Source organism: Streptomyces natalensis ATCC 27448, assembly GCF_000935125.1.
GTDB lineage: Bacteria > Actinomycetota > Actinomycetes > Streptomycetales > Streptomycetaceae > Streptomyces > Streptomyces natalensis.
The window spans coordinates 70,357-93,384 of record NZ_JRKI01000017.1 but is presented as its reverse complement, the minus strand read 5'-3'; the positions used below and the strand labels follow the sequence as shown (position 1 = coordinate 93,384).

Genomic DNA, 23,028 nt, shown 5'->3' with positions numbered 1-23,028 from the left:
GAGGGCGGTGGTCGACCGGCGGCAGCGCCCACCATAGCGAATATTGTCGTTAGGTGTTCGACAATGCCGACCGACGAACGGCAGTTTTGTTCACCGTAAGGACCCCGTCAAGACTTCCGTGGCGAAATAATTACGTGAACAAAGCGGTGCGTTTCGGTCAAAAGCGTCCTGCGCCAAGATCCCTTGACACCGCGCGTGCACAATCCCTCACCGCAGCGATGATTTCCGGCCGCAGTTCACCCTCCCGGCAGACCCGCTCGACGGCCCCTGTGACACCCACCGCACCAACCGGCATCCGCCGCCGGTCATGGATCGGCGCGGCCACCGAGGCGACGCCGTCCCAGGTCTCCTCCACGTCCGCGGCCCAGCCGCGCGCACGGGCCAGGTCCAGCAGCTTCTCGAAGTCGGCCAGGTCCGTCACCGTGCGCGGGGTGAGTGCCTGCCGCTCCGCCTCCGCGGCCTCGCTGTGCGCCACCGGGTCGTACGCCGAGAGCACCTTGCCCAGCGCCGTGCAGTGCAGCGGATGCATCGCCCCGACCTCCAGCACCTGCCGGCTGTCGTCGGGCCGGAAGACGTGGTGCACGATCAGGACGCCCTGCTGGTGCAGCACGCCCAGATAGACCGCCTCCCCGCTGGACCGGGCCAGATCGTCGGTCCACACCAGGGCGCGGGCGCGCAGCTCGTGCACGTCCAGATAGCTGTTGCCCAGGCGCAGCAGCTCCGCGCCCAACTGGTAGCGGCCCGAGACCGCGTCCTGTTCGACGAAGCCCTCCTGCTGGAGCGTGCGCAGTATTCCGTGGGCGGTGCCCTTGGCCAGCCCCAGCGACGAGGAGATGTCGGAGAGCCCCAGTCGCCGCTCCCCTCCTGCGAGCAGCCGCAGCATTGCGGCCGCTCGCTCCAGCGACTGGATGGTGCGAGCCATCGGGCAACCTCCGAGGTATGTGGTTCGACAATGCCAAACGATATCGGTCCATGCCGACTCATGGGCAGAAGACAGGGTCTGCCAATGATCATGAATAGTCCAGGGACCCCCCACCCGGCCCCGCTGTCCACGGCGTGGAATGGGGAACCCCTGTACGGGACCGGCAGCTACGCTGGCCGGGTGCGCCCTCTCAGGGAGGACGCAAAGCCGACAGCCGTCGCAACCAGGGAGCATCTCCATGGCCTCGTACACGCCATCGTCCACCAGCCCGTCCCGAGCCGAATCACTGCGTGAGGCCCTCGCCTCGCGCGTGGTGGTCGCCGACGGCGCGATGGGGACGATGCTGCAGGCGCAGGACCCCACTCTCGAGGACTTTCAGCAGCTGGAGGGCTGCAACGAGATCCTCAACGTCACCCGCCCCGACATCGTCCGCTCGGTCCACGAGGAGTACTACGCCGTCGGTGTGGACTGCGTCGAGACCAACACCTTCGGCTCCAACTACACCGCTTCCAGCGAGTACGAGATCGCCGACCGGATCGTGGAGCTGTCCGAGGCCGGAGCCCGGATCGCCCGCGAGGTCGCCGACGAGTTCGCCGCGAAGGACGGCCGGCAGCGCTGGGTGCTCGGCTCGATCGGCCCCGGTACCAAGCTGCCCTCGCTCGGCCACATCGACTACGCCACGATCCGCGACGGCTACCAGCAGAACGCCGAGGGCCTGCTCGCCGGCGGCGCCGACGCGCTGATCGTCGAGACCACCCAGGACCTGCTCCAGACCAAGTCCAGCCTGATCGGCGCCCGCCGGGCGATGGACGCCCTCGGCGTTTCCGTACCGCTGATCTGCTCCCTTGCCTTCGAGACCACCGGCGTCATGCTGCTCGGCTCGGAGATCGGCGCGGCGCTGACCGCCCTGGAGCCGCTGGGCATCGACCTGATCGGCCTGAACTGTTCGACGGGCCCGGCCGAGATGAGTGAGCACCTGCGCTATCTCGCCCAGCACTCGCAGACGCCGCTGATGTGCATGCCGAACGCCGGCCTGCCGGTCCTGACCAAGGACGGCGCGCACTTCCCGCTGACCCCGCCGGAGATGGCGGACGCGCAGGAGAACTTCATCAACAGCTACGGCCTCTCCCTGGTCGGTGGCTGCTGTGGTTCCACGCCCGAGCATCTGCGTCAGGTCGTCGAGCGCGTGCGTGACATGCAGCCGCCGCAGCGTGCCCCGCGCCCCGAGCCCGGCGCCGCCTCCCTCTACCAGACCGTGCCGTTCCGTCAGGTCACCTCGTACATGGCGATCGGTGAGCGCACCAACGCCAACGGTTCGAAGAAGTTCCGCGAGGCCATGCTGGATGCCCGCTGGGACGACTGTGTGGAGATGGCCCGCGACCAGATCCGCGAGGGCGCGCACATGCTCGACCTGTGCGTGGACTACGTCGGCCGGGACGGCGTCGCCGATATGCAGGAGCTGGCGGGCCGCTTCGCCACCGCCTCCACCCTGCCCATCGTGCTGGACTCCACCGAGGTCCCGGTGATCCAGGCGGGGCTGGAGAAGCTCGGCGGGCGCGCGGTGATCAATTCCGTCAACTACGAGGACGGCGACGGCCCCGAGTCGCGTTTTGCGAAGGTCACGACGCTGGCCAAGGAGCACGGTGCCGCGCTGATCGCGCTGACCATCGACGAGGAGGGCCAGGCCCGCACCGTCGAGCACAAGGTCGCTATCGCCGAGCGCCTCATCGAGGACCTGACGACGAACTGGGGCATCCACGAGTCGGACATCCTCATCGACTGCCTGACCTTCACCATCTGCACGGGCCAGGAGGAGTCCCGGGGCGACGGCATCGCCACCATCGAGGCGATCCGCGAGCTGAAGCACCGCCATCCGGACGTGCAGACCACGCTGGGCCTGTCCAACATCTCCTTCGGCCTCAACCCGGCCGCCCGCGTCGTCCTCAACTCCGTCTTCCTCGACGAGTGCGTGAAGGCTGGTCTGGACTCGGCGATCGTGCACGCCTCCAAGATCCTGCCGATCGCGCGCCTGGAGGAGGAGCAGGTCAAGGCCGCCCTCGATCTGGTCTACGACCGGCGCGCCGAAGGCTATGACCCCCTCCAGAAGCTGATGGCGCTGTTCGAGGGCGTCAACATGAAGTCGATGAAGGCCGGCAAGGCCGAGGAACTGCTCGCCCTGCCGCTGGAGGAGCGCCTCAAGCGCCGCATCATCGACGGCGAGAAGAACGGCCTGGAGGCCGACCTGGACACGGCGCTGGCCGAGCGCCCCGCGCTGGAGATCGTCAACGACACCCTCCTGGAGGGCATGAAGGTCGTCGGCGAGCTGTTCGGCTCCGGCCAGATGCAGCTGCCGTTCGTCCTCCAGTCCGCCGAGGTCATGAAGTCCGCGGTGGCCTATCTGGAGCCGCACATGGAGAAGTCGGACGCGGAGGGCAAGGGCACCATCGTGCTCGCCACCGTCCGCGGCGACGTCCACGACATCGGCAAGAACCTCGTCGACATCATCCTGTCCAACAACGGCTACAACGTCGTCAACCTCGGCATCAAGCAGCCGGTCTCCGCGATCCTGGAAGCCGCCGAGGAACACCGGGCCGACGTCATCGGCATGTCCGGGCTCCTGGTCAAGTCCACCGTGATCATGAAGGAGAACCTGGAAGAGCTCAACCAGCGCAAGATGGCCGCCGACTTCCCCGTCATCCTCGGCGGCGCGGCCCTCACCCGCGCCTATGTCGAGCAGGACCTCCACGAGATCTACGAGGGCGAAGTCCGCTACGCCCGGGACGCCTTCGAGGGCCTGCGCCTGATGGACGCCCTCATCGCCGTCAAGCGCGGCGTGCCCGGCGCGGCGCTGCCCGAGCTCAAGCAGCGCCGCGTGGCCAAGAAGGACACCCCCGTCCTGGAGGTCGCCGAGCCCGAGGGCTCGGTGCGCTCCGACGTCGCCACCGACAATCCCGTCCCCACCCCGCCGTTCTGGGGCACCCGCGTCGTCAAGGGCATCCAGCTCGCCGACTACGCCTCCTGGCTGGACGAGGGTGCGCTCTTCAAGGGCCAGTGGGGCCTCAAGCAGGCCCGTACGGGCGAGGGCCCCACCTACGAGGAGTTGGTGGAGACCGAGGGCCGCCCCCGGCTGCGCGGCTGGCTGGACAAGCTCCAGACCGAGAACCTGCTGGAAGCCGCGGTGGTGCACGGCTACTTCCCCTGCCACTCCAAGGGCGACGACCTCATCCTGCTCAACGAGGACGGCACCGAACGCACCCGCTTCACCTTCCCGCGCCAGCGCCGCGGCCGCCGGCTGTGCCTGGCGGACTTCTTCCGCCCGGAGGAGTCCGGCGAGCCCGATGTCGTCGGCCTCCAGGTCGTCACCGTCGGCTCGAAGATCGGCACGGAGACGGCCAAGCTCTTCGAGGCCAACTCCTACCGCGACTACCTCGAACTGCACGGCCTGTCCGTCCAGTTGGCCGAAGCACTGGCCGAGTACTGGCACGCCCGGGTCCGCTCGGAGCTGGGCTTCGCCGGCGAGGACCCGGCCGACGTCGAGGACATGTTCGCGCTGAAGTACCGCGGTGCGCGCTTCTCGCTGGGCTACGGCGCCTGCCCCGATCTGGAGGACCGCGCCAAGATCGCGGACCTGCTCCAGCCGGAACGGATCGGCGTCCAGCTCTCCGAGGAGTTCCAGCTGCACCCCGAGCAGTCCACCGACGCCATCGTCATCCACCACCCGGAGGCGAAGTACTTCAACGCGCGGTAGCGCGGTAGCGCGGCTGTGGCTGTGGCTGTGGCTGTGGCGGCGGGGGGGCCGGGGGCCGCCCCGGGGCCGTTCCCGGAGGACTTCCATCCGCTTCCTTCCGCCACACCGCGCACTTCCGGCCGCGGCGTCGTACACTTGTCGGTCCGGTAGAGGCCGGTCGCAGCCCCCCACCGGGGGCGGCGACCGGCCCTTTCGTCCCTTCGGGGACGTCCCCCACGGAGGTGGATGGATGACCAGCAGCATCCCCGTAGTCGGCACCCGCACGGCCGAGCCCGCCACCCTCCAGGCCGTCTTCCTCGACCTGGACGGCACCCTCGTCGACACCGAGGGCTTCTGGTGGGAGGCCGAGGCCGAGGTCTTCGCCGAACTGGGCCACATCCTGCACGACGGTCACCGGGAGGTCGTCGTCGGCGGGCCGATGACCCGCAGTGCCGGCTATCTCATCGAGGCCACCGGCGCCCGGATCGGCCTCGCCGAGCTGAGCGGGCTGCTCAACGCCCGCTTCGCCGCCCGGATCGCCAGCGGGGTCCCGCTGATGCCGGGCGCGCGCCGACTGCTGGCCGAGCTGCGGTCCCACCAGGTGCCGACCGCCCTGGTCTCCGCCTCGCACCGCAGCATCATCGACTCGATGCTGCACTGGCTGGGCCGGGAGAACTTCGATCTGACGCTGGCCGGCGACGAGCTGGAGCGCACCAAACCGCACCCCGACCCGTATCTGCTGGCCGCCGCCCGGCTGGGCGTCGACCCGGCGTACTGCGCCGTGGTCGAGGACACCCTGACCGGGGTGACGGCGGGGGAGGCCGCGGGCTGCCGGGTCGTCGCGGTGCCGTCGGTGACACCGATTCCGCCAGGTCCCGGCCGTACGGTCGTGGGCTCGCTGAAAGACATCGATCTGGCATTTCTGCGCGCGCTCATCACGGAAAGCCCGCGGCCCTCACGGAAAGCAAAGGAATCCGCCACCGAGCGTACCGACCGTGGCCGCCGGGATAAGGCCGGGAACTCAGGGGAGCGGCGCGCTTATTTTCCGTGACGAATCCGTGATGAATCCGCGGGGAATGCGGCGGCCGAATTCCTACGGAACCGCCGACGGCGGGATGCGTGACGTTTCTCACGTGCCGCGGCGTCGACAGTTGGGGTAAGAGCTGTTCCAGGGGGTCTGTGTGGGGTTTTCTGCGGGGGTAAGTGTCCGGATTGGTGGGGCAACGTGCGAATCGTTCCGCCGTCCGGATATCGGTCACGCCGTCGCACTCATCCCGGCCCTTCATTGATTCAACTCCGTTGTGTCCCGGACCGGCTGACCATTCCTACTAATGTCGTCGCGAGCAACACCTCTGCGCTGATAAGGAACCTGCCGACGATGAACCGCAAGACCTTGGTGCTGCCGGTCGTGGCCGGTCTGATCACCCCCGTACTCGCTGCCTGCGGTAGCTCGGACGGAGCGGGCGACGGCGGAGCGCCGATCGTCGTCGGGGTCGCCTCACAGATCGAGGCCACCAAAGCGGCGCCCGCCCCCCTCGACCCGGCGCAGGCCTACGACGTCGACGCCTGGAACATGCTGCGCGGCACGCTCCAGACGCTGATGCGGCTGCCCCGGACCGGTACCGCCCCGGTGCCCGAGGCGGCGGAGTCGTGCGGGTTCGTCGACACGCAGAACGAGCAGTACCGCTGCACCCTGCGCAAGGGGCTGAAGTTCTCCAACGGCCATGCGCTGACCGCGCAGGACGTCAAGTTCTCCATCGACCGGATGCTCCGCATCAACAACACCAGCGGCCCCGTGTCGCTGCTCGACGACATCGACAAGGTCGAGACGCTCAGCGGCACCGAGGTCGTCTTCCACCTGAAGAAGCCCGACGCAACCTTCCCGCAAAAGCTTGCCACCCCTGCCGCGGCCATCGTCGACCCCGAGGTGTACCCCAAGGACCACCTCTACACCGGCTTCGACCTGATGGGATCCGGCCCGTACACCCTCAAGGCCGAGCACAGCGGGGGCCGCATCACCCAGGCCGTCTTCACCAAGAACCCCGACTACAAGGGGGGTATCACGGTCCGGAACGACAAGGTCGAGATGCGCTTCTTCGACGACTCCGAGCTCATGGAGAAGGCGCTGGGCAAGGGCGATATCGATGTGATGAACCGCGGCCTGTCGCCGGACCAGATCAAGGGCCTGCAAAACGCCCGCGACAAGCACCTCACGCTCCAGGAGATGCCCGGCCAGGAGATCCGCTACCTCGCCTTCAACACCAAGGATTCCAAGGTCTCCAACAAGGCCGTGCGGCAGGCGATTGCGCAGATCGTCGACCGCTCGCAGCTGGTGCGTGACGTCTACTCCTACACCGGCGACCCGCTCTACTCGATCGTCCCCACCGGCCTGACCGGCCACACCAACTCGTTCTTCAACAAGTACGGCGACCCCAGCGTCGCCGCCGCCCGCAAGACCTTGCAGCAGGCGAACATCACCACCCCGGTGAAGTTCACCCTCGCGTTCACCACGAACCACTACGGCTCCAGCACCGCCAAGGAGATCCGTACGCTGCAAAAGCAGCTCAACGACAGCGGCCTGTTCGACGTCGCCATCAAGGGCGTCGACAGCTGGCAGCAGTACCGGGCCGACTCCCGGGCCGGGAAGTTCAGCGCCTACGGGATGGGCTGGTTCGCCGACATCCCGGACGCGGACAACTACATCGCGCCGTTCATCGGCAAGGGGAACTTCCTCAACACCCCTTACCGCAACGCCAAGATCGAGTCGCAGCTGATCCCCGCCACCCGCCAGGAGACCGACCGCAACGCGGCCGCGGCGGGCTTCAAGCAGGCACAGGACATCCTCGCCGAGGACGTCCCGATGCTGCCGCTGTGGCAGGGCAAGACCTATGTCGCCGCCCGCGACGACGTCACCGGTGTGGAGTGGGCGCTCAACTCCTCCTCGGCGCTGCAGATCTGGGAGCTGGGCCGCGGCGTCGCGGACTGACCCGGCACCGCCCGTACGACACCGGGGCGGCCGCGACGGACCGGCCGCGACCGCCCCTTGCACCACCGCCCCTTGCACCACCGCACCTCTGCGACACCGCACCAATGCGACACCGACTGTGAGGAACCACCCAGTGAGGCAGCGTGACCAGCGGCTGGCCGCCCCGATCGGAGCAGGGCTCGCGACAGCCCTGCTGGCGCTCGCGGGATGCAGCACCGACGACTCGGGAACGGCGGGCCACGGCGCGCCAGTCGTCATGGGCACGACCGAGAAGGTCGTCGCCACCGACCCCGCCGGCGGCTATGACCCGGGCTCCTGGCTGCTGTTCAACAACGTCTTCCAGTCACTGCTGAGCTTCCCCAAGGGCGGCACCAACCCCCAGCCGGAGGCCGCCGAGAGCTGCACGTTCACCGACAGCCACAGCAAGGTCTACCGCTGCACCCTCAAAAAGGGCCTCACCTTCAGCAACGGTGACAAGCTGACCTCGAAGGACGTCAAATTCTCCTTCGACCGCATCCTGCGCATCAAGGACAGCAACGGCCCCGGCGTGATGCTCTCCGCCCTCGACGGGGTCGACACCCCTGACGCCAGGACGGTCGTCTTCCGCCTCAAGACGCCCGACGCGACCTTCCCCATGAAGATCGCCTCCGGCGCCGGCTCGATCGTCGACCACACCGCCTACCCGGCCGACAAGCTGCGCACCGACGGCAAGGCCGTCGGCTCCGGCGTCTACACCCTGAACAGCTACGGCTCCGACAAGGCCGTCTTCCACGTCAACCCCTCCTACAAGGGCCCCGCCCAGACCAAGAACTCCGGCATGACGCTGAAGTTCTTCAGCAGCCCCGCCACGCTCAAGAAGGCCGTCCGCGGCGGCAGCGTCGACGTGGCCTACCGCGGGCTGAGCATGCAGGACACCGCCGCGCTCTCCGACGCCTCGCTCCAGCAGCAGCACGGCACCCAGGTCGTCGAGGGCAGCAGCGCCGAGATCATGCACCTGGTCTTCAACCTCAAGGACCCCGTCGCCGGCAAGCTCGGCGTCCGCAAGGCCATCGCCTACCTCCTGGACCGCTCCACGCTCGTCCGCGACGTCTACCGGCACACCGCCGAACCGCTGTACTCCGTCGTCCCCGCGGGCATCACCGGCCACACCACTTCCTTCTTCAACACCTACGGCGACCGGCCGCAGCCCGACAAGGCGGCCGCTGCCCTGCGCGCCGCCGGCGTCAAGGGCAAGGTCCCGCTCACCCTGTGGGCCACCCCCGACCGCTACGGCCAGGGCACCGTCCCCGCCGTCCGGGAAATCGCCCAACAGCTCAACGCCGGCGGCCTGTTCGACGCCAAGGTGCGCAGCGTGCCCACCAAGGAGTACGAGCAGGGCATGGCCGACGGCCGCTTCGGCGTCTACGTCAAGGGCTGGATCCCCGACTACCCGGACCCGGACAACTTCACCCAGCCGTTCTTCGGCAAGAACAGCGTGCTGGACAACCACTACAGCTCGCCGGACATCGCCGGCCGGCTCCTGCCCAAGACCTCCGACCAGCCCGACCGCAGCGCCACCAAGGACGCCTTCCGCCAGGTCCAGGACATCGTCGCCCACGATCTGCCGGTCATCCCGCTGTGGCAGGGCAAGCAGTACGCTATCGCCCGCGACGGGGTCTCCGGCCTGGAATGGACGCTGGACTCCTCGACCGTCTTCCGCTTCTGGGAGATCAGCAAGGCCACCGACGACAGCTGACCGGGCCCGTACGGCACGAAGGGCGGGGCCGCACCGGCCCCGCCCTCCTGCATGTCACACCGGCCTGCATGTCACACCGGACGCCACCGCGGGCGCCCCGCCGCTCACCGCCGCACGGCCGAGCCGCTCGGCTACTGCGCGCCGGGGCGCACCAGCCCGCTCTCGTACGCGTACACCGCCGCCTGCACCCGGTCGCGCAGCCCCAGCTTCGTCAGCACATGCCCCACATGCGTTTTGACCGTCGTCTCGCTGACGAACAGATCCGCGGCGATCTCCGCATTCGACAGCCCGCGCGCCACCAGCTTCAGCACCTCCACCTCGCGCTCGGCGAGGGTGTGCAGGGTGTCCGGCACCGACTCCTCGCCCGAGGGCAGATGCCCGGCGTACTTGTCCAGCAGCCGCCGGGTGATGCTCGGCGCCAGCATCGCCTCGCCCGCGGCCACCACACGGATCGCCTGCACCAGCTCATTGGCCGGTGCGTCCTTGAGCAGAAACCCGCTGGCCCCGGCCCGCAGCGCCTCGACGACGTACTCGTCCAGATCGAACGTCGTCAGCACCAGCACCTTCGCCGGACCGTCCTTCGCCGGGCCGGTGATCTGCCGGGTCGCCTCGACGCCGTCCATCCGGGGCATCCGGATGTCCATCAGCACCACATCGGGCTGGAGCGCACGGACCTGTTCCAGCGCCTGCAAACCGTCACCGGCCTCGCCGACGACCGCCAAGTCCTGCTCGGCCTCCAGAATCATCCGGAATCCCGTACGCAGCAGGGGCTGGTCGTCGACCAGCAGGACGCGGATGGCCACGAGCTCTCCTTCGTTCCGCCCAAACTGGGCCTAGATCGCCTCCATTCTGCCCTGCGGCTCCCCTCCGGCGTCCGCCGGGCGCACCTGGAGCGGATACACCGGGGGAGTGCCGCCGAATTCCGGACAGTGCGCCTGGTGGTCGCACCAGCCGCACAGTTTGGTCGGCCGCGGCCGCCAGTCGCCCGTCCGCGTCGCCAGCTGGATCGCGTCCCACAGCGCCAGCAACTTCCGCTCCACACCCCGCAGATCGGCCTCGGTCGGGTCGTACGTCACCACATCGCCGCTGCCCAGATACACCAGCTGAAGCCGCCGCGGCACCGCACCGCTGCGCCGCCACACCACCAGCGCATAGAACTTCATCTGGAACAGCGCACCCTCGGCGAACTGCGGCCGCGGCGCCTTGCCCGTCTTGTAGTCGACGATCCGCACCTCGCCCGTCGGCGCGATGTCGACCCGGTCGATGAAGCCGCGCAGCTGCAACCCGGACTCCAGCACCGTCTCCACGTACAGCTCGCGCTCGGCGGGCTCCAGCCGCGTCGGGTCCTCCAGCGAGAACCACCGCTCCACCAGCGCCTCGGCCTCCGCCAGCCACGCCGCCAGCCGCTCGCCGTCCGCATCGTCCGCGAACAGCTCCGCCAGCTCCGGCCGCTTGGCCAGCAGCCTCTCCCATTCGCCCGGCACCATCGCCCGCGCCCCCGGAGCCGTACGCTCCGCCGCCGGCGCGTCGAAGAGCCGCTCCAGCACCGCATGCACCACCGTGCCCCGGGTCGCCGCGGCGCTCGGCTTCTCCGGCAGCTTGTCGATCACCCGGAAGCGGTACAGCAGCGGGCACTGCTGGAAATCGCTCGCCCGCGACGGCGACAGCGCCACCGGCGGCTGCGCCCCGCCTGCCGCCCGCTCCGCCTCCGGCGCCACGCGCGGGGCCCCGGGCCCGCCCGCGGTGAGCTGCGCGCTGTGACCGTCCTGCCTGGCCGCCTCGGCCCTCTCGCTGCTCATTCCCATGCCCCAGACCCTACGGCCCGCCACTGACAACGGCGTACGAGCGGCCAAGACCGGGACACCCACAGCGGATACGGCCCGAACGCTCCGCATACCATCGACGTCAGACCCCTTTGCCCTGCATGATCGGGAGATCACACCACGCAGGTACAAAGGCCGCATTCGACGAGGGGACGCCGTGGACGACAGCGGGAAGCCGCAGGACCCCCAGGAGTCTGTGCAGCACCGACCGCCCGAGCCATCCACGGAGACCGAGGAGCGCGGGGCGACGCCGGCGGACGAGCCGACGGGCGGCGCTCCGGACAGCGAGGCGCCGCGGGCCACCGCCCCGGCCAACGCCCCCAAGCCCGAGGCCCCGGACGCCAAGAAGGGCGGCGGCATCCTCATGGGCCGCCCCTTCGGCGTGCCCGTCTACGTCGCCCCCAGCTGGTTCGTCGTCGCCGCCCTGATCACCTGGGTCTTCGGCGGCCAGCTCGAACGCGTCCTGCCCGAGCTCGGCGCGGCCCGCTACCTCGTCTCCCTCTTCTTCGCCGTCGCCTTCTACGGCTCCGTCCTCGTCCACGAGCTCGCCCACACCGTCGCCGCCCTGCGCTTCAAGCTCCCCGTACGCCGCATCCAGCTCCAGTTCTTCGGCGGCGTCTCGGAGATCGAGAAGGAGAGCGAGACCCCCGGCCGGGAATTCATCCTCGCCTTCGTCGGCCCGCTGCTCTCCCTCGTACTGGCCGGCGTCTTCTCCCTCGGCATGCACATGGCCGAACCGGACACCGTCCCCGGCGTGCTGCTCGCCGGCCTGATGATCTCCAACCTCATCGTCGCCGTCTTCAACCTGCTGCCGGGCCTCCCCCTGGACGGCGGCCGGATGCTGCGCGCCGTCGTCTGGAAAATCACCGGCAAGCCCATGACCGGCACCATCGCCGCCGCCTGGGTCGGCCGCGCGCTCGCCGTCACCGTCCTCATCGGCCTCCCGCTGCTCACCCACACCGGAGCCCTCGGGACCGCCCCCGAAGAGATCGGCGGCACCGACTCGCTCACCGACGCCCTGCTCGCCGCGATCCTCGCCGCCATCATCTGGACCGGCGCCGGCAACAGCCTGCGCATGGCCCGGCTGCGCGAACGCCTCCCCGACCTGACCGCCCGCACCCTCCCCCGCCGCGCCGTCCCGGTGGAGACCGACACCCCGCTCTCCGAGGCGCTGCGCCGCGCCAACGACGCCGGTGCGCGCGCCCTCGTCGTGGTCGACGGCCAGGGCAGCCCCACCGCCCTGGTCCGCGAGGCCGCCATCGTCGGCGTCCCCGAACACCGCCGCCCCTGGGTCCCCGTCGGCACCCTCGCCCAGGACCTCAAGGACGGCATGCGCGTCTCCGCCGAACTGGCCGGCGAGGACCTCCTGGAGTATCTGCGCGCCACCCCCGCCACCGAGTACCTCGTGGTCGAGGAGACCGGCGAGATCTACGGCGTCCTGTCCACCGCCGACGTGGAACGCGCCTTCGTCTCCGCAATGGCCCGCCCGTCCTGACCCGCTCCGGCCCCGGCGGGCTTCGCACCCGCCCCCTCCGGGTAGCCCCCAGCCGGGGGGTCGTGCATGTTCGAACGGCCGGATAGCGGCCCGCCCCGGCCGCACCCGCGCCGCCCCGCCCGGCGGGCTGCGCCCCCGCCCACTGGTCCGCCGCGCCCCGATCGGCCGGTAGGCTGGTCACATGTCCGAACCGACCGGTGCCGCCCGCCGTCGCGGGCCCTTCAAGGTCGGGGACCAGGTCCAGCTCACCGACCCCAAGGGACGCCACTACACCTTCACGCTCGAAGAGGGCAAGAGCTTCCACACCCACAAGGGAGCCTTCCCCCACGACGAGCTGATCGGTGCTCCCGAGGGCAGTGTTGTCCGTACCACCGGGAACGTCGCCTACCTTGCGCTGCGCCCGCTGCTCCCCGACTACGTCCTGTCCATGCCCCGCGGTGCCGCCGTGGTCTACCCCAAGGACGCGGGGCAGATCCTGGCGATGGCCGACATCTTCCCCGGCGCCCGCGTCGTCGAGGCAGGTGTGGGATCCGGCTCGCTCAGCAGCTTCCTGCTCCGCGCCATCGGCGACGACGGCATGCTGCACTCCTACGAGCGCCGCGCCGACTTCGCCGAGATCGCCACGCAGAACGTCGAGCGCTACTTCGGCGGTCCGCACCCCGCATGGACGCTCACCGTCGGTGACCTCCAGGACAACCTGTCCGACACCGACGTCGACCGCGTCATCCTCGACATGCTCGCCCCCTGGGAGTGCCTGGAGGCCGTCTCCAAGGCCCTGGTCCCCGGCGGCATCCTCTGCGCGTACGTCGCCACGACCACGCAGCTGGCCCGCACCGTCGAGGCGATCCGCGAACACGGCACCTTCAACGAGCCGTCGGCCTGGGAGACCATGGTCCGCACCTGGCACGTCGAGGGCCTGGCGGTCCGCCCCGACCACCGCATGATCGGCCACACCGGCTTCCTGCTCACCGCCCGCCGTCTCGCCGACGGCGTCGAGCCCCCGCTGCGCCGCCGCCGGCCGGCCAAGGGCGCGTACGGCGAGGACTACACCGGGCCGGGCGGGCGGGAAAAGGCAGAGCCGGGCGGGCGGGAGAAGGCAGAGCCGGGCGGGCGGGAGAAAACGGCCTCCGCGAAGAGCACCGAGGACGCGGCTTCCGCGGGCCCCGAAGCCGCAGCGGAGCGCGACTGACCCTGTAGAAGGGGTCGGACATCCCACCACACATCCGGCCCTGATCCGGCCGTCGAACCACCCGGCGCCGCCGACGAGTTCTCCACGGAACCGTCGGCGGCGCCGCCGCTTTTGAAGGTCCGGTAACGGGCCGCGAAACTCCGGTACCAACGGTTCCGCGCCGCCTGCTCCTGTGGAACGATGCTGGGCACCCCACCGCCACAGCTCTTCACAGGAGTTACCCCGCGTGCAGCCCTTGGTCGGCCAGGACCTTACGCACACCCAGCCGCGCCTCATGCACTGGCTCGCCACCGCCACCGCCGTCTCGGGCGTCGTGGCGGCCGCGTCCTTCGTCCAGCCCCCCGATGCCACCGCCACGACCGCCCGCGCCGGCAAGGCCACCTACGAGACCAAGTCCGCCGCCCGCCCCGCGGCCGCGCCCGACCCGCGCCGTGTGACCTTCCCGGTCGACTGCGGACCCAACCGCCTCGACGTGGTGCACAAGGTCTCCGGCGACCTCGATCTGGACGGCACCACCGAGACCGTCGCCGTGGTCCGCTGCCACACCGAGACCGGAACCCCGCCCAGTGGCGTCTTCGTCCTGGCCCGGCCGACCGACCCCAAGGCCCCGCCGCGCGTCGTGGCGACCCTTCTCGCGCCCTCCCAGAAGCTCAGCGTCCAGGCCCTCACCCTCCAGGGCGGCGAGATCTCCGCGACGCTCCTGGGCTACTCCACCCTCGATGTGCCGCGCTGCTGCCCGGATGTGCGCAAGAACACCAAATGGCAATGGCGGGACGGGAAGTTCCTCCAGACCGAACTTCCCGCCGAAGGCACTACCGAGGGTGCCTGATCCGTCACCGTCACCTGATATGCGCGTAGGCGGAGCGATTCCTACGCTCCGCCTACGCCCTGTCTGTGGCATGTCTACGCTGCGTCGCCCCGACATGCGCGGCCGCTACGGCGCGTTGCGGCAACGCCGCCCTCTGGCCACTGTGCGTGGCGACTACTCCGCGTCCGGCCCGTAGACCTCGACCCGGTCCGTGACCCTGCGCACATGGATGCAGTCGCCGGGGCATTCCTTGGCGGAATCGCGGACATCGTTGAGCAGCGGCAGCGGAACGGGCGTTGTGGCCCCCTTGTCCTGCAACAGCTCGTCGTCCGTGCTCTTCACATAGGCCAGGCCGTCGATGTCGAGCTCGAATACCTCGGGCGCATACTGCACGCAGATCCCGTCGCCCGTGCACAGGTCCTGATCGATCCAGACTTCGAGCTCCGGAGAGGCTTCATCCTGCGCGGTCATCTCGCCTGCCGTTCCTGCGTACGTGAACCGTTTTTGTCTCAGTGACACCAGCCCTGACGGGTGTTGACCGACTCGACGATACAACCGCTCGCTTTCCGATGTTGTTGGGTGGGTATTCCCTTGGCGTGAGGACGTGCGCAAGGGTGAAGATCGGACACGCCCCGACAGTCTTTTCGATCTAGGGGTTTCAACCTGCACCGGCCCAGGTAGGGTCAGGAAGCGTCCAGCTCCTTGGAGGAGGTGAGGACCGTGGCAGCCCACGACGACGACATCAACCGCGGCATCCGGCCGGGGCGCGGGTCTGAAGATCCGGCCGGCCAGGTTGCCTATCTTGAGCAGGAGATCGCCGTCCTGCGACGCAAGCTCGCCGACTCTCCGCGGCATACGAGGATTCTCGAAGAGCGGATCGTCGAGCTGCAGACCAACCTGGCCGGCGTTTCCGCCCAGAACGAGCGACTCGCCAATACGCTCCGCGAGGCCCGCGACCAGATCGTCGCGCTCAAGGAGGAAGTCGACCGCCTGGCACAGCCCCCGGCCGGCTTCGGTGTCTTCCTGAAGGCGAACGAGGACGACACCGCCGACATCTTCACCGGAGGCAGAAAACTCCGGGTGAACGTCAGCCCCAGCGTCGAGCTCGACGACCTCCGGCGCGGCCAGGAGGTTATGCTCAACGAGGCGCTCAATGTGGTCGACGCCATGGAGTTCGAGAGCGCCGGCGACATCGTCACCCTCAAGGAAATCCTTGAGGACGGCGAGCGTGCGCTGGTCATCGGGCACACCGACGAGGAACGGGTGGTGCGGCTCGCCGAGCCGCTGCTGGACATCACCATCCGCCCCGGCGACGCCCTGCTGCTCGAACCCCGCTCCGGCTACGTCTACGAAGTCATCCCGAAGAGCGAGGTCGAGGAGCTCGTCCTCGAAGAGGTCCCGGACATCGACTACACCAAGATCGGCGGTCTGGGCGGCCAGATCGAACTGATCAGGGACGCGGTCGAGCTTCCGTACCTCTACCCCGACCTCTTCAAAGAGCACGAACTGCGCCCGCCCAAGGGCGTCTTGCTCTACGGCCCGCCCGGCTGCGGCAAGACACTCATCGCCAAGGCGGTCGCCAACTCCCTTGCCAAGAAGGTCGCCGAGGTGACCGGCCAGCCCGCGGGGAAGAGCTTCTTCCTCAACATCAAGGGCCCCGAGCTGCTCAACAAGTACGTGGGCGAGACGGAGCGCCACATCCGGCTGGTCTTCCAGCGGGCGAGGGAAAAGGCCAGCGAGGGCACCCCCGTCATCGTCTTCTTCGACGAGATGGACTCCCTCTTCCGCACCCGCGGCTCCGGCGTCAGCTCGGACGTGGAGAACACCATCGTCCCCCAGCTGCTCTCCGAGATCGACGGTGTGGAGGGCCTCGAGAACGTCATCGTGATCGGCGCCTCGAACCGCGAGGACATGATCGACCCCGCGATCCTGCGCCCCGGCCGCCTCGACGTGAAAATCAAGATCGAGCGTCCGGACGCCGAGGCCGCCAAGGACATCTTCTCGAAGTACCTCACGGAAAATCTGCCGCTGCACGCAGACGATCTCTCCGAGCACGGCGATTCCCGTAAGGCCGCGGTCAGCGCGATGATCCAGTCGGTCGTCGAGCAGATGTATGCGGAATCCGAGGAAAATCGATTCCTGGAGGTCACCTACGCCAATGGTGACAAGGAAGTCCTCTACTTCAAGGACTTCAACTCCGGAGCCATGATCGAAAATATCGTCGGACGTGCGAAGAAAATGGCCATCAAGGCCTTCCTCGAGCACAATCAAAAGGGTCTGCGGGTCTCCCACCTCCTCCAGGCATGCGTGGACGAGTTCAAGGAGAACGAGGACCTGCCCAACACCACGAACCCGGACGACTGGGCCCGGATCTCCGGCAAGAAGGGCGAGCGGATCGTGTACATCCGTACGCTGGTCACCGGAAAGCAGGGCGCCGACACCGGCCGCTCCATCGACACGGTGGCGAATACCGGCCAATACCTGTAACACCGCACTCCGGCTGCGGATGTCCTGCACGGGGCGTCCGCAGCCGGACGCTTTTCCGGGAGCCGCAGTGATCGGCCCCCGTAAGAGGGCGATGGACCAGGGAAAACCGGACTGGAGCAATGACTGTAATGATCTCCCCAGCACCGCAAAGGCGTTCTAGGCTCGTCCATACCGCCGCGAATCGGTGTGCGGGAGCGGGGAACGTACACGCACCGGAAGCGCAGCGGTACTTGAGCGCCGACCCCACCCGGGGGCGCCGCCGGGCAAGGAGGGCCGCATGACCGTACGGCGAGTAATGGGGATCGAGACGGAGTACGGGATCTCCGTTCCGGGCCACCCGAATGCCAATGCCATGCTCACCTCGTCCCAGGTCGTCAACGCCTACGCGGCCGCGATGCACCAGGCACGACGGGCGCGCTGGGACTTCGAGGAAGAAAACCCGCTGCGGGACGCCCGCGGCTTCGACCTCGCCCGCGAGGCCGCCGACTCCAGCCAGCTCACCGACGAGGACATCGGCCTGGCCAATGTGATCCTCACCAACGGGGCACGCCTCTACGTCGACCACGCCCACCCCGAATACAGCGCCCCCGAGGTCACCAACCCCCGCGACGCCGTCCTGTGGGACAAGGCCGGCGAGCGGATCATGGCCGAGGCCGCCCAGCGGGCCGCACAGGTCCCCGGCGCCCAGCCGATCCACCTCTACAAGAACAACACCGACAACAAGGGCGCCTCCTACGGCACGCACGAGAACTACCTGATGAAGCGGGAGACCCCCTTCTCGGACATCGTGCGCCACCTGACGCCGTTCTTCGTCTCCCGCCAGGTCGTCACCGGCGCCGGCCGCGTCGGAATCGGCCAGGACGGCCACGAGCACGGCTTCCAGCTCAGCCAGCGCGCCGACTACTTCGAGGTGGAGGTCGGGCTGGAGACGACCCTCAAGCGGCCCATCATCAACACCCGGGACGAGCCGCACGCCGACGCGGAGAAATACCGCCGCCTCCATGTGATCATCGGCGACGCCAACCTCTCCGAGATCTCGACCTACCTCAAGCTCGGCACGACGTCGCTGGTCCTGTCCATGATCGAGGACGGCTTCATCGCCATCGACCTCGCCGTCGACCAGCCCGTACGCACCCTCCACCACGTCTCGCACGACCCCACCCTGCGCCATCTGATCACGCTGCGCAGCGGCCGCACGCTCACCGCCGTACAGCTCCAGATGGAGTATTTCGAGCTGGCTCGCAAATACGTCGAGGACCGCTACGGCGCGGATGCGGACGAGCAGACCAAGGACGTGCTGACCAGGTGGGAAGACGTGCTCGGCCGGCTGGAGAACGACCCGATGAGCCTGTCGGGCGAGCTGGACTGGGTCGCCAAGCGGGAGCTGATGGAGGGCTACCGCCGCCGCGACGGCCTCGAATGGGACGCCGCCCGGCTGCACCTCATCGACCTCCAGTACGCCGACGTACGCCCCGAAAAGGGCCTGTACAACCGTCTGGCGGCCCGCGGCAAGATGAAGCGGCTCCTGGACGACGCCGACGTCGCACGGGCCCAGCTGAAGCCGCCGGAGGACACCAGGGCCTACTTCCGCGGCCGCTGCCTGGAGCAGTACGCCGACGACGTCGCGGCCGCCTCGTGGGATTCGGTCATCTTCGACCTCCCGGGCCGTGACTCGTTGCAGCGGGTGCCCACACTGGAGCCGCTGCGCGGGACCCGTAAACACGTCAAGGAACTCCTGGACCGCTGCCGCACGGCGGAGGACCTGGTCAGGACGCTCTCCGGGCGCTGAGGCGCGGCCGGTGCGCGGCGGACGCGGGGACGCGTCCGGGAGGGATCTTCCCGCGATCGAGGGCCGATCCGGGGCTGAAATGGCCGTGGCGCGGGAATGATCCTGGGGACTCCCGGACGTTGCACCATGTGCAGGGCCGATGTCGGACCCTGCTTGTAGGGTCGGATCTTGAAGGTCACATCGAGCGGTCAAACCGAGCGGGGTGAGGGATATGGCGACCAAGGACAGCGGCGGCGGGCAGCAGAAGGCCACGCGTTCCACGGAAGAGGTCGAGGAGCAGGCGCAGGATGCGCAGGTTTCGGAGGATCTCAAGGAACGGCAGGAGAAGCTGTCGGACGATGTCGATTCCGTCCTGGACGAAATCGACGATGTCCTCGAGGAGAACGCGGAGGACTTCGTTCGAAGTTTCGTTCAGAAGGGCGGGCAGTAGCCTTCGAAACGAAGGTGAAACGGGGGGTGCGCGGTGGAAGAGTCAGAATCGAAGTCGAAGCGCTGCTCGCGGTGTCATGTAGACAAGCCGCGAGCCGCCTTCGCTCGCAATAAGTCGATGGGTGATGGTCTGCAGGCTTATTGCCGGGAATGCTGGTCCGCGTATCACCAGCAGCGGCAACTGGCCAAGGGGAGGAACATCCGCCCAAAGGTGCCCGCGCCTGATGGGCACAAGTACTGCCGACGTTGCAAGACGGTCAAGCCACACAGCGAATGGGATCGGAACCGGCGAGCCTCGGACGGCTTCTCGACTCGTTGCAAGGTGTGCCGAGCCGCTGAAGGCAGGGCAGGCCATCTCAAGCGCCAGTACGGCATCACCGAAGCCGAACGTGATGCGATGGTCGCAGAGCAGAAGGGCCTCTGCCCGATCTGCCTCACGCCCGACCCCGCGCATGTGGATCACGATCACAAGACGGGTAAGGTCCGAGGCGTACTGTGCTTCAACTGCAACTCGGCACTCGGCAAGTTGAGAGATGACCCCGACGCCATACGACGGGCCATCGCCTACCTGGAAGGAAACGCGTGGAAGCCAACACTCGTAGCACCGGGCGACTGCCAGCAGCCTTCCTGACGCCCGGATCGTCTTCGTTCATGGATTTTCTCGGGGCGCACTCGCCCGACCTGCTGCCGGGCAACCGCCCGCTGCCGCCCGTGCAGGGGGCCATCGAGGCGCCGCACGGGACGACCATCGTGGCGGCGTCGTTCCCCGGCGGCGTGGTGCTCGCCGGTGACCGTCGGGCGACGATGGGGAATGTCATCGCGCAGCGGGACATCGAGAAGGTCTTCCCGGCGGACGAGTACTCGGCGGTCGGTATTGCCGGCACGGCCGGGCTCGCCGTCGAGATGGTCAAGCTGTTCCAGCTGGAGCTGGAGCATTTCGAGAAGGTGGAAGGCGCCCAACTCTCCTTGGAGGGCAAGGCGAACCGCCTGTCGACGATGATCCGCGGCAATCTCGGGATGGCGATGCAGGGGCTGGCGATCGTGCCGCTGTTCGCCGGCTGGGACGTGGACCGCCAGAAGGGCCGGATCTTCTCGTACGACGTGACCGGTGGCCGCTCCGAGGAGCACGGTTTCGCGTCGACGGGTTCGGGTTCGGTGTTTGCGCGCGGTGCCCTCAAGAAGCTCTACCGCGACGACTTCACGGAGAATCAGGCAGCCACGGCCGTCGTCCAGGCGCTGTACGACGCGGCGGACGACGACTCGGCGACGGGCGGCCCGGATCTGGCCCGGCGGATCTATCCGATCGTGACGGTGATCACCGAGGACGGCTTCAAGAAGCTGACCGAGGCAGAGGTGTCGGACATCGCCCGTGCCATTCACGAGCGGCGCCTCGAGCAGCCCGACGGCCCGCGGGCCGCACTGCTCTGACGGGACGGTGGTTCCGTGATGCTCCCCCGGCTAACGCTAGGGGTGCCCCCAGCCAGTGAGAAAGTCATTGACAGGAAGGGACGGATAGCCGGTGTCGACGCCGTTCTATGTCTCACCCCAGCAGGCCATGGCCGACCGCGCCGAGTACGCCCGCAAGGGCATCGCACGCGGCCGCAGTGTCGTGGTGCTGCAGTACATCGACGGCGTGGTCTTCGTCGCCGAGAATCCCTCCCGGGCCCTGCACAAGGTCAGCGAGATCTATGACCGCATCGCCTTTGCGGCCGTGGGCAAATACAACGAGTTCGAGAATCTGCGGATCGGCGGTGTGCGGTACGCCGATCTGCGGGGTTACACCTACGACCGGGAGGATGTGACGGCCCGCGGGCTGGCGAACGTCTATGCGCAGACGCTCGGCACGATTTTCTCCAGCGCCGCGGAAAAGCCGTATGAGGTCGAGCTGATCGTCGCCGAAGTGGGCAATGCGCCCGAGGACGACCAGATCTACCGGCTTCCGCATGACGGCTCGATCGTGGATGAGCACGGTTCGGTCGCGGTGGGCGGCAATGCCGACCAGATCAGCAGTTATCTCGATCAGCGGCACCGTGAGGGCATGACGCTGGGCGAGGCGTTGAAGCTTGCCGTGGAGTCGCTGTCGCGGGACACGGCGGGCGCGGAGCGCACGCTGACCGCGGAGCAGCTCGAGGTGGCGACGCTGGACCGTACGCGGCCGCAGCAGCGCAAGTTCAAGCGGATCCTGGGGCGTCAGCTGTCGCGGCTGCTGGATGAGCACGTGGGCGCGGAGGCCGGGAAGTCCGCGGACGGCGATGAGGATGCGTCGGACGAGGCGGCGGGCGGTGCTGCCGGGGAGTCCTCGGGAGCCTCGGGGGCTTCCGATGCCGAGGCCACGTCCGGCAAGGACGATTCCGGTAAGGACGATTCCGGTTCCTCGAAGGGGACGGAGACGTCGGAGGATTAGGAAGGCGGTGGCGGCCCCGAGGGGCCGAGCGCCGCTTCTCACGCGCCCCGGCGGGTCATTGCCCGCCGGGGCGCGCGGCGTTGGGGGCGTCGGCGGGCGGCGGGGCCGTGGAGCCGCGGGCGATCAGTTCGACGGGAAGGGTGGGGGCCGGGGGGCGGCCGCCGTCGAGTACGGCCATCAGGGACCGCATGCCGGCTTCGCCGAAGTCCTCGGCGGGCAGCCGTACGGTCGTCAGTTCCGGTTCGACCGCCACCGCCAGGGCCAGATCGTCGAAGCCGGTGACGGAGATGTCCTCGGGGATGCGCAGGCCCAGGCGGCGTACGGCCTTGCAGGCGCCGGCGGCGATGATGTCGTCGTCGCACAGGAGGGCGGTGGGGCGGGGGCCGGGGGCGGTCAGTGCGGTGTGCGCGGCGCGCAGGCCGGCATCGACGGCGAGGGTGGACGGCTCGCGGCGCAGGTGGGTGCCGGGGACGTCGGCGAGCGCCTCGGTGACGGCGCGGGAGCGCAGGGCGAAGGTCCAGGAGTCGACGTCGGCCGCGAGGTGGGTGATGCGGCGGTGGCCCAGGGTGGTGAGGTGGGTGGCCAACTGGCGTGCGCCGTCGGCGATATCGAGGTTGACGGTGGCGGTGGCGCGCGGGTCGTCGGGGTCGCTGTCGAGCATCACCAGGGGCAGACCGGCGGTGCGCAGGCCGCTGAGGGCGTCGGCGGCCATGGAGGAGGCGATCACTCCGTCCAGGGTGGCGGCGGCGGAGTCGAAGGGGTCGGGAATCAAAGGGGCCCGAACGGGCCTTCCGCTGTGGGTGGTGGAGGGCGACGGGCGGGATGGGCCGATTCCTTCGGGGGAGGGGTAGAGGACGACGCCGAAGCCGTGGTCGGCGGCGGTGCGGGCGGCTCCGGTGTAGACGCGGGCGAAGAATTCGGTGGTGAGGGCGGGGACGACGAGGAGGACGGTGCGGGTGCGGCCCATGCGCAGGCTGCGGGCGGCGAGGTTGGGGCGGTAGCCGAGCTCTCGGGCAGCGGTGCGTACGGCTTCGGCCTTGCTCTGCGAGACCCGGCCGCGCCATTTGTCGCCGAGCACGAGGGAGACGGTGGCCTGGGAGACCCCGGCGGCGCGGGCCACGTCGCGGCTGGTGGTGCGGGCGGTGGCCGGGCGGCGTGCGCCCGCCGTGGCCTCGTTGCTGGTCACCGTGTGCTCTCCTTGCTCCGTCCGCCGCGGGGTGGACCCGTGGGCGTG

The 23,028-nt window shown here is 68.9% G+C and carries 18 protein-coding genes; 13 read left to right on the top strand and 5 right to left on the bottom strand.

Features of this window, described 5'->3' with window-relative positions:
* Positions 1-157: 157 nt before the first annotated feature.
* Positions 158-922, bottom strand: coding sequence for an IclR family transcriptional regulator (locus SNA_RS11575; protein WP_030066683.1), 765 nt, complete (start codon positions 920-922; stop codon positions 158-160).
* 238 nt (positions 923-1,160) lie between these two features.
* On the opposite strand from SNA_RS11575, the gene metH reads away from it, so the two are divergent.
* From metH to SNA_RS11555, 4 genes are all read left to right on the top strand, one after another.
* Positions 1,161-4,670 (top strand): methionine synthase, encoded by a 3,510-nt coding sequence (gene metH, locus SNA_RS11570; protein ID WP_044364681.1) that lies wholly within the window; start codon positions 1,161-1,163, stop codon positions 4,668-4,670.
* Between the two features lie 229 nt (positions 4,671-4,899).
* Positions 4,900-5,700 (top strand): HAD family hydrolase, encoded by an 801-nt coding sequence (locus tag SNA_RS11565; RefSeq protein ID WP_078969847.1) that lies wholly within the window; start codon positions 4,900-4,902, stop codon positions 5,698-5,700.
* A gap of 327 nt (positions 5,701-6,027) precedes the next feature.
* Complete coding sequence (locus SNA_RS11560; RefSeq protein WP_030066686.1) at positions 6,028-7,635, top strand: ABC transporter substrate-binding protein; 1,608 nt, start codon at positions 6,028-6,030, stop codon at positions 7,633-7,635.
* Positions 7,636-7,768: 133 nt separating this feature from the next.
* Complete coding sequence (locus SNA_RS11555) at positions 7,769-9,370, top strand: ABC transporter substrate-binding protein (protein ID WP_030066687.1); 1,602 nt, start codon at positions 7,769-7,771, stop codon at positions 9,368-9,370.
* Positions 9,371-9,501: 131 nt separating this feature from the next.
* Here the strand turns inward: SNA_RS11555 and SNA_RS11550 are convergent, their stop codons facing one another.
* Both SNA_RS11550 and SNA_RS11545 read right to left on the bottom strand, forming a co-directional pair.
* Complete coding sequence (locus tag SNA_RS11550) at positions 9,502-10,173, bottom strand: response regulator (protein ID WP_044364678.1); 672 nt, start codon at positions 10,171-10,173, stop codon at positions 9,502-9,504.
* A 30-nt stretch (positions 10,174-10,203) separates the two neighbouring features.
* The gene (locus SNA_RS11545) at positions 10,204-11,175 is read right to left on the bottom strand and encodes a RecB family exonuclease (protein ID WP_241779613.1); all 972 of its coding nucleotides are present in this window, start codon (positions 11,173-11,175) and stop codon (positions 10,204-10,206) included.
* A gap of 175 nt (positions 11,176-11,350) precedes the next feature.
* Between SNA_RS11545 and SNA_RS11540 the strand changes: the two genes are divergently transcribed.
* The 3 genes from SNA_RS11540 to SNA_RS11530 all read left to right on the top strand — a co-directional run bounded on the left by SNA_RS11540 (position 11,351) and on the right by SNA_RS11530 (position 14,706).
* The gene (locus SNA_RS11540) at positions 11,351-12,688 is read left to right on the top strand and encodes a site-2 protease family protein (RefSeq protein ID WP_044364675.1); all 1,338 of its coding nucleotides are present in this window, start codon (positions 11,351-11,353) and stop codon (positions 12,686-12,688) included.
* Between the two features lie 181 nt (positions 12,689-12,869).
* Positions 12,870-13,877: a tRNA (adenine-N1)-methyltransferase gene (locus SNA_RS11535; RefSeq protein WP_030066691.1), complete on the top strand. Its 1,008-nt coding sequence runs from the start codon at positions 12,870-12,872 to the stop codon at positions 13,875-13,877.
* A gap of 226 nt (positions 13,878-14,103) precedes the next feature.
* Positions 14,104-14,706, top strand: coding sequence for a hypothetical protein (locus SNA_RS11530; protein WP_044364671.1), 603 nt, complete (start codon positions 14,104-14,106; stop codon positions 14,704-14,706).
* Positions 14,707-14,859: 153 nt separating this feature from the next.
* Here the strand turns inward: SNA_RS11530 and SNA_RS11525 are convergent, their stop codons facing one another.
* Positions 14,860-15,156, bottom strand: coding sequence for a ferredoxin (locus SNA_RS11525; protein ID WP_030066693.1), 297 nt, complete (start codon positions 15,154-15,156; stop codon positions 14,860-14,862).
* A 249-nt stretch (positions 15,157-15,405) separates the two neighbouring features.
* Between SNA_RS11525 and arc the strand changes: the two genes are divergently transcribed.
* From arc to prcA, 6 genes are all read left to right on the top strand, one after another.
* Positions 15,406-17,172 (top strand): proteasome ATPase, encoded by a 1,767-nt coding sequence (gene arc / locus SNA_RS11520; protein WP_044364876.1) that lies wholly within the window; start codon positions 15,406-15,408, stop codon positions 17,170-17,172.
* Between the two features lie 277 nt (positions 17,173-17,449).
* Positions 17,450-18,961, top strand: coding sequence for a depupylase/deamidase Dop (gene dop / locus SNA_RS11515; protein ID WP_030066696.1), 1,512 nt, complete (start codon positions 17,450-17,452; stop codon positions 18,959-18,961).
* 211 nt (positions 18,962-19,172) lie between these two features.
* A complete protein-coding gene (locus tag SNA_RS11510) occupies positions 19,173-19,391 on the top strand; it encodes a ubiquitin-like protein Pup (protein ID WP_030066697.1) in 219 nt (72 codons plus the stop codon).
* 117 nt (positions 19,392-19,508) lie between these two features.
* A complete protein-coding gene (locus SNA_RS39395; RefSeq protein ID WP_078969846.1) occupies positions 19,509-20,021 on the top strand; it encodes an endonuclease VII domain-containing protein in 513 nt (170 codons plus the stop codon).
* Positions 19,973-20,818 carry a proteasome subunit beta gene (gene prcB, locus SNA_RS11500; protein ID WP_030066699.1) on the top strand — a complete coding sequence of 282 codons (846 nt, stop codon included), beginning with the start codon at positions 19,973-19,975 and terminating at the stop codon, positions 20,816-20,818. The genes SNA_RS39395 and prcB overlap by 49 nt, the downstream gene beginning before the upstream one ends.
* Positions 20,819-20,909: 91 nt before the next feature.
* The gene (prcA, locus tag SNA_RS11495; protein WP_030066700.1) at positions 20,910-21,794 is read left to right on the top strand and encodes a proteasome subunit alpha; all 885 of its coding nucleotides are present in this window, start codon (positions 20,910-20,912) and stop codon (positions 21,792-21,794) included.
* Positions 21,795-21,849: 55 nt separating this feature from the next.
* Here the strand turns inward: prcA and SNA_RS11490 are convergent, their stop codons facing one another.
* Positions 21,850-22,980 (bottom strand): LacI family DNA-binding transcriptional regulator, encoded by a 1,131-nt coding sequence (locus SNA_RS11490; protein WP_044364668.1) that lies wholly within the window; start codon positions 22,978-22,980, stop codon positions 21,850-21,852.
* Positions 22,981-23,028: the final 48 nt, after the last annotated feature.

Coding starts and splice junctions, on each gene's coding strand:
- SNA_RS11575 (WP_030066683.1), bottom strand. CDS start 922: ATGGCTCGCACCATCCAGTCGCTGGAGCGAGCGGCCGCAATGCTGCGG.
- metH (WP_044364681.1), top strand. CDS start 1,161: ATGGCCTCGTACACGCCATCGTCCACCAGCCCGTCCCGAGCCGAATCA.
- SNA_RS11565 (WP_078969847.1), top strand. CDS start 4,900: ATGACCAGCAGCATCCCCGTAGTCGGCACCCGCACGGCCGAGCCCGCC.
- SNA_RS11560 (WP_030066686.1), top strand. CDS start 6,028: ATGAACCGCAAGACCTTGGTGCTGCCGGTCGTGGCCGGTCTGATCACC.
- SNA_RS11545 (WP_241779613.1), bottom strand. CDS start 11,175: ATGGGAATGAGCAGCGAGAGGGCCGAGGCGGCCAGGCAGGACGGTCAC.
- SNA_RS11535 (WP_030066691.1), top strand. CDS start 12,870: ATGTCCGAACCGACCGGTGCCGCCCGCCGTCGCGGGCCCTTCAAGGTC.
- SNA_RS11525 (WP_030066693.1), bottom strand. CDS start 15,156: ATGACCGCGCAGGATGAAGCCTCTCCGGAGCTCGAAGTCTGGATCGAT.
- dop (WP_030066696.1), top strand. CDS start 17,450: ATGACCGTACGGCGAGTAATGGGGATCGAGACGGAGTACGGGATCTCC.
- SNA_RS11510 (WP_030066697.1), top strand. CDS start 19,173: ATGGCGACCAAGGACAGCGGCGGCGGGCAGCAGAAGGCCACGCGTTCC.
- SNA_RS39395 (WP_078969846.1), top strand. CDS start 19,509: ATGGGTGATGGTCTGCAGGCTTATTGCCGGGAATGCTGGTCCGCGTAT.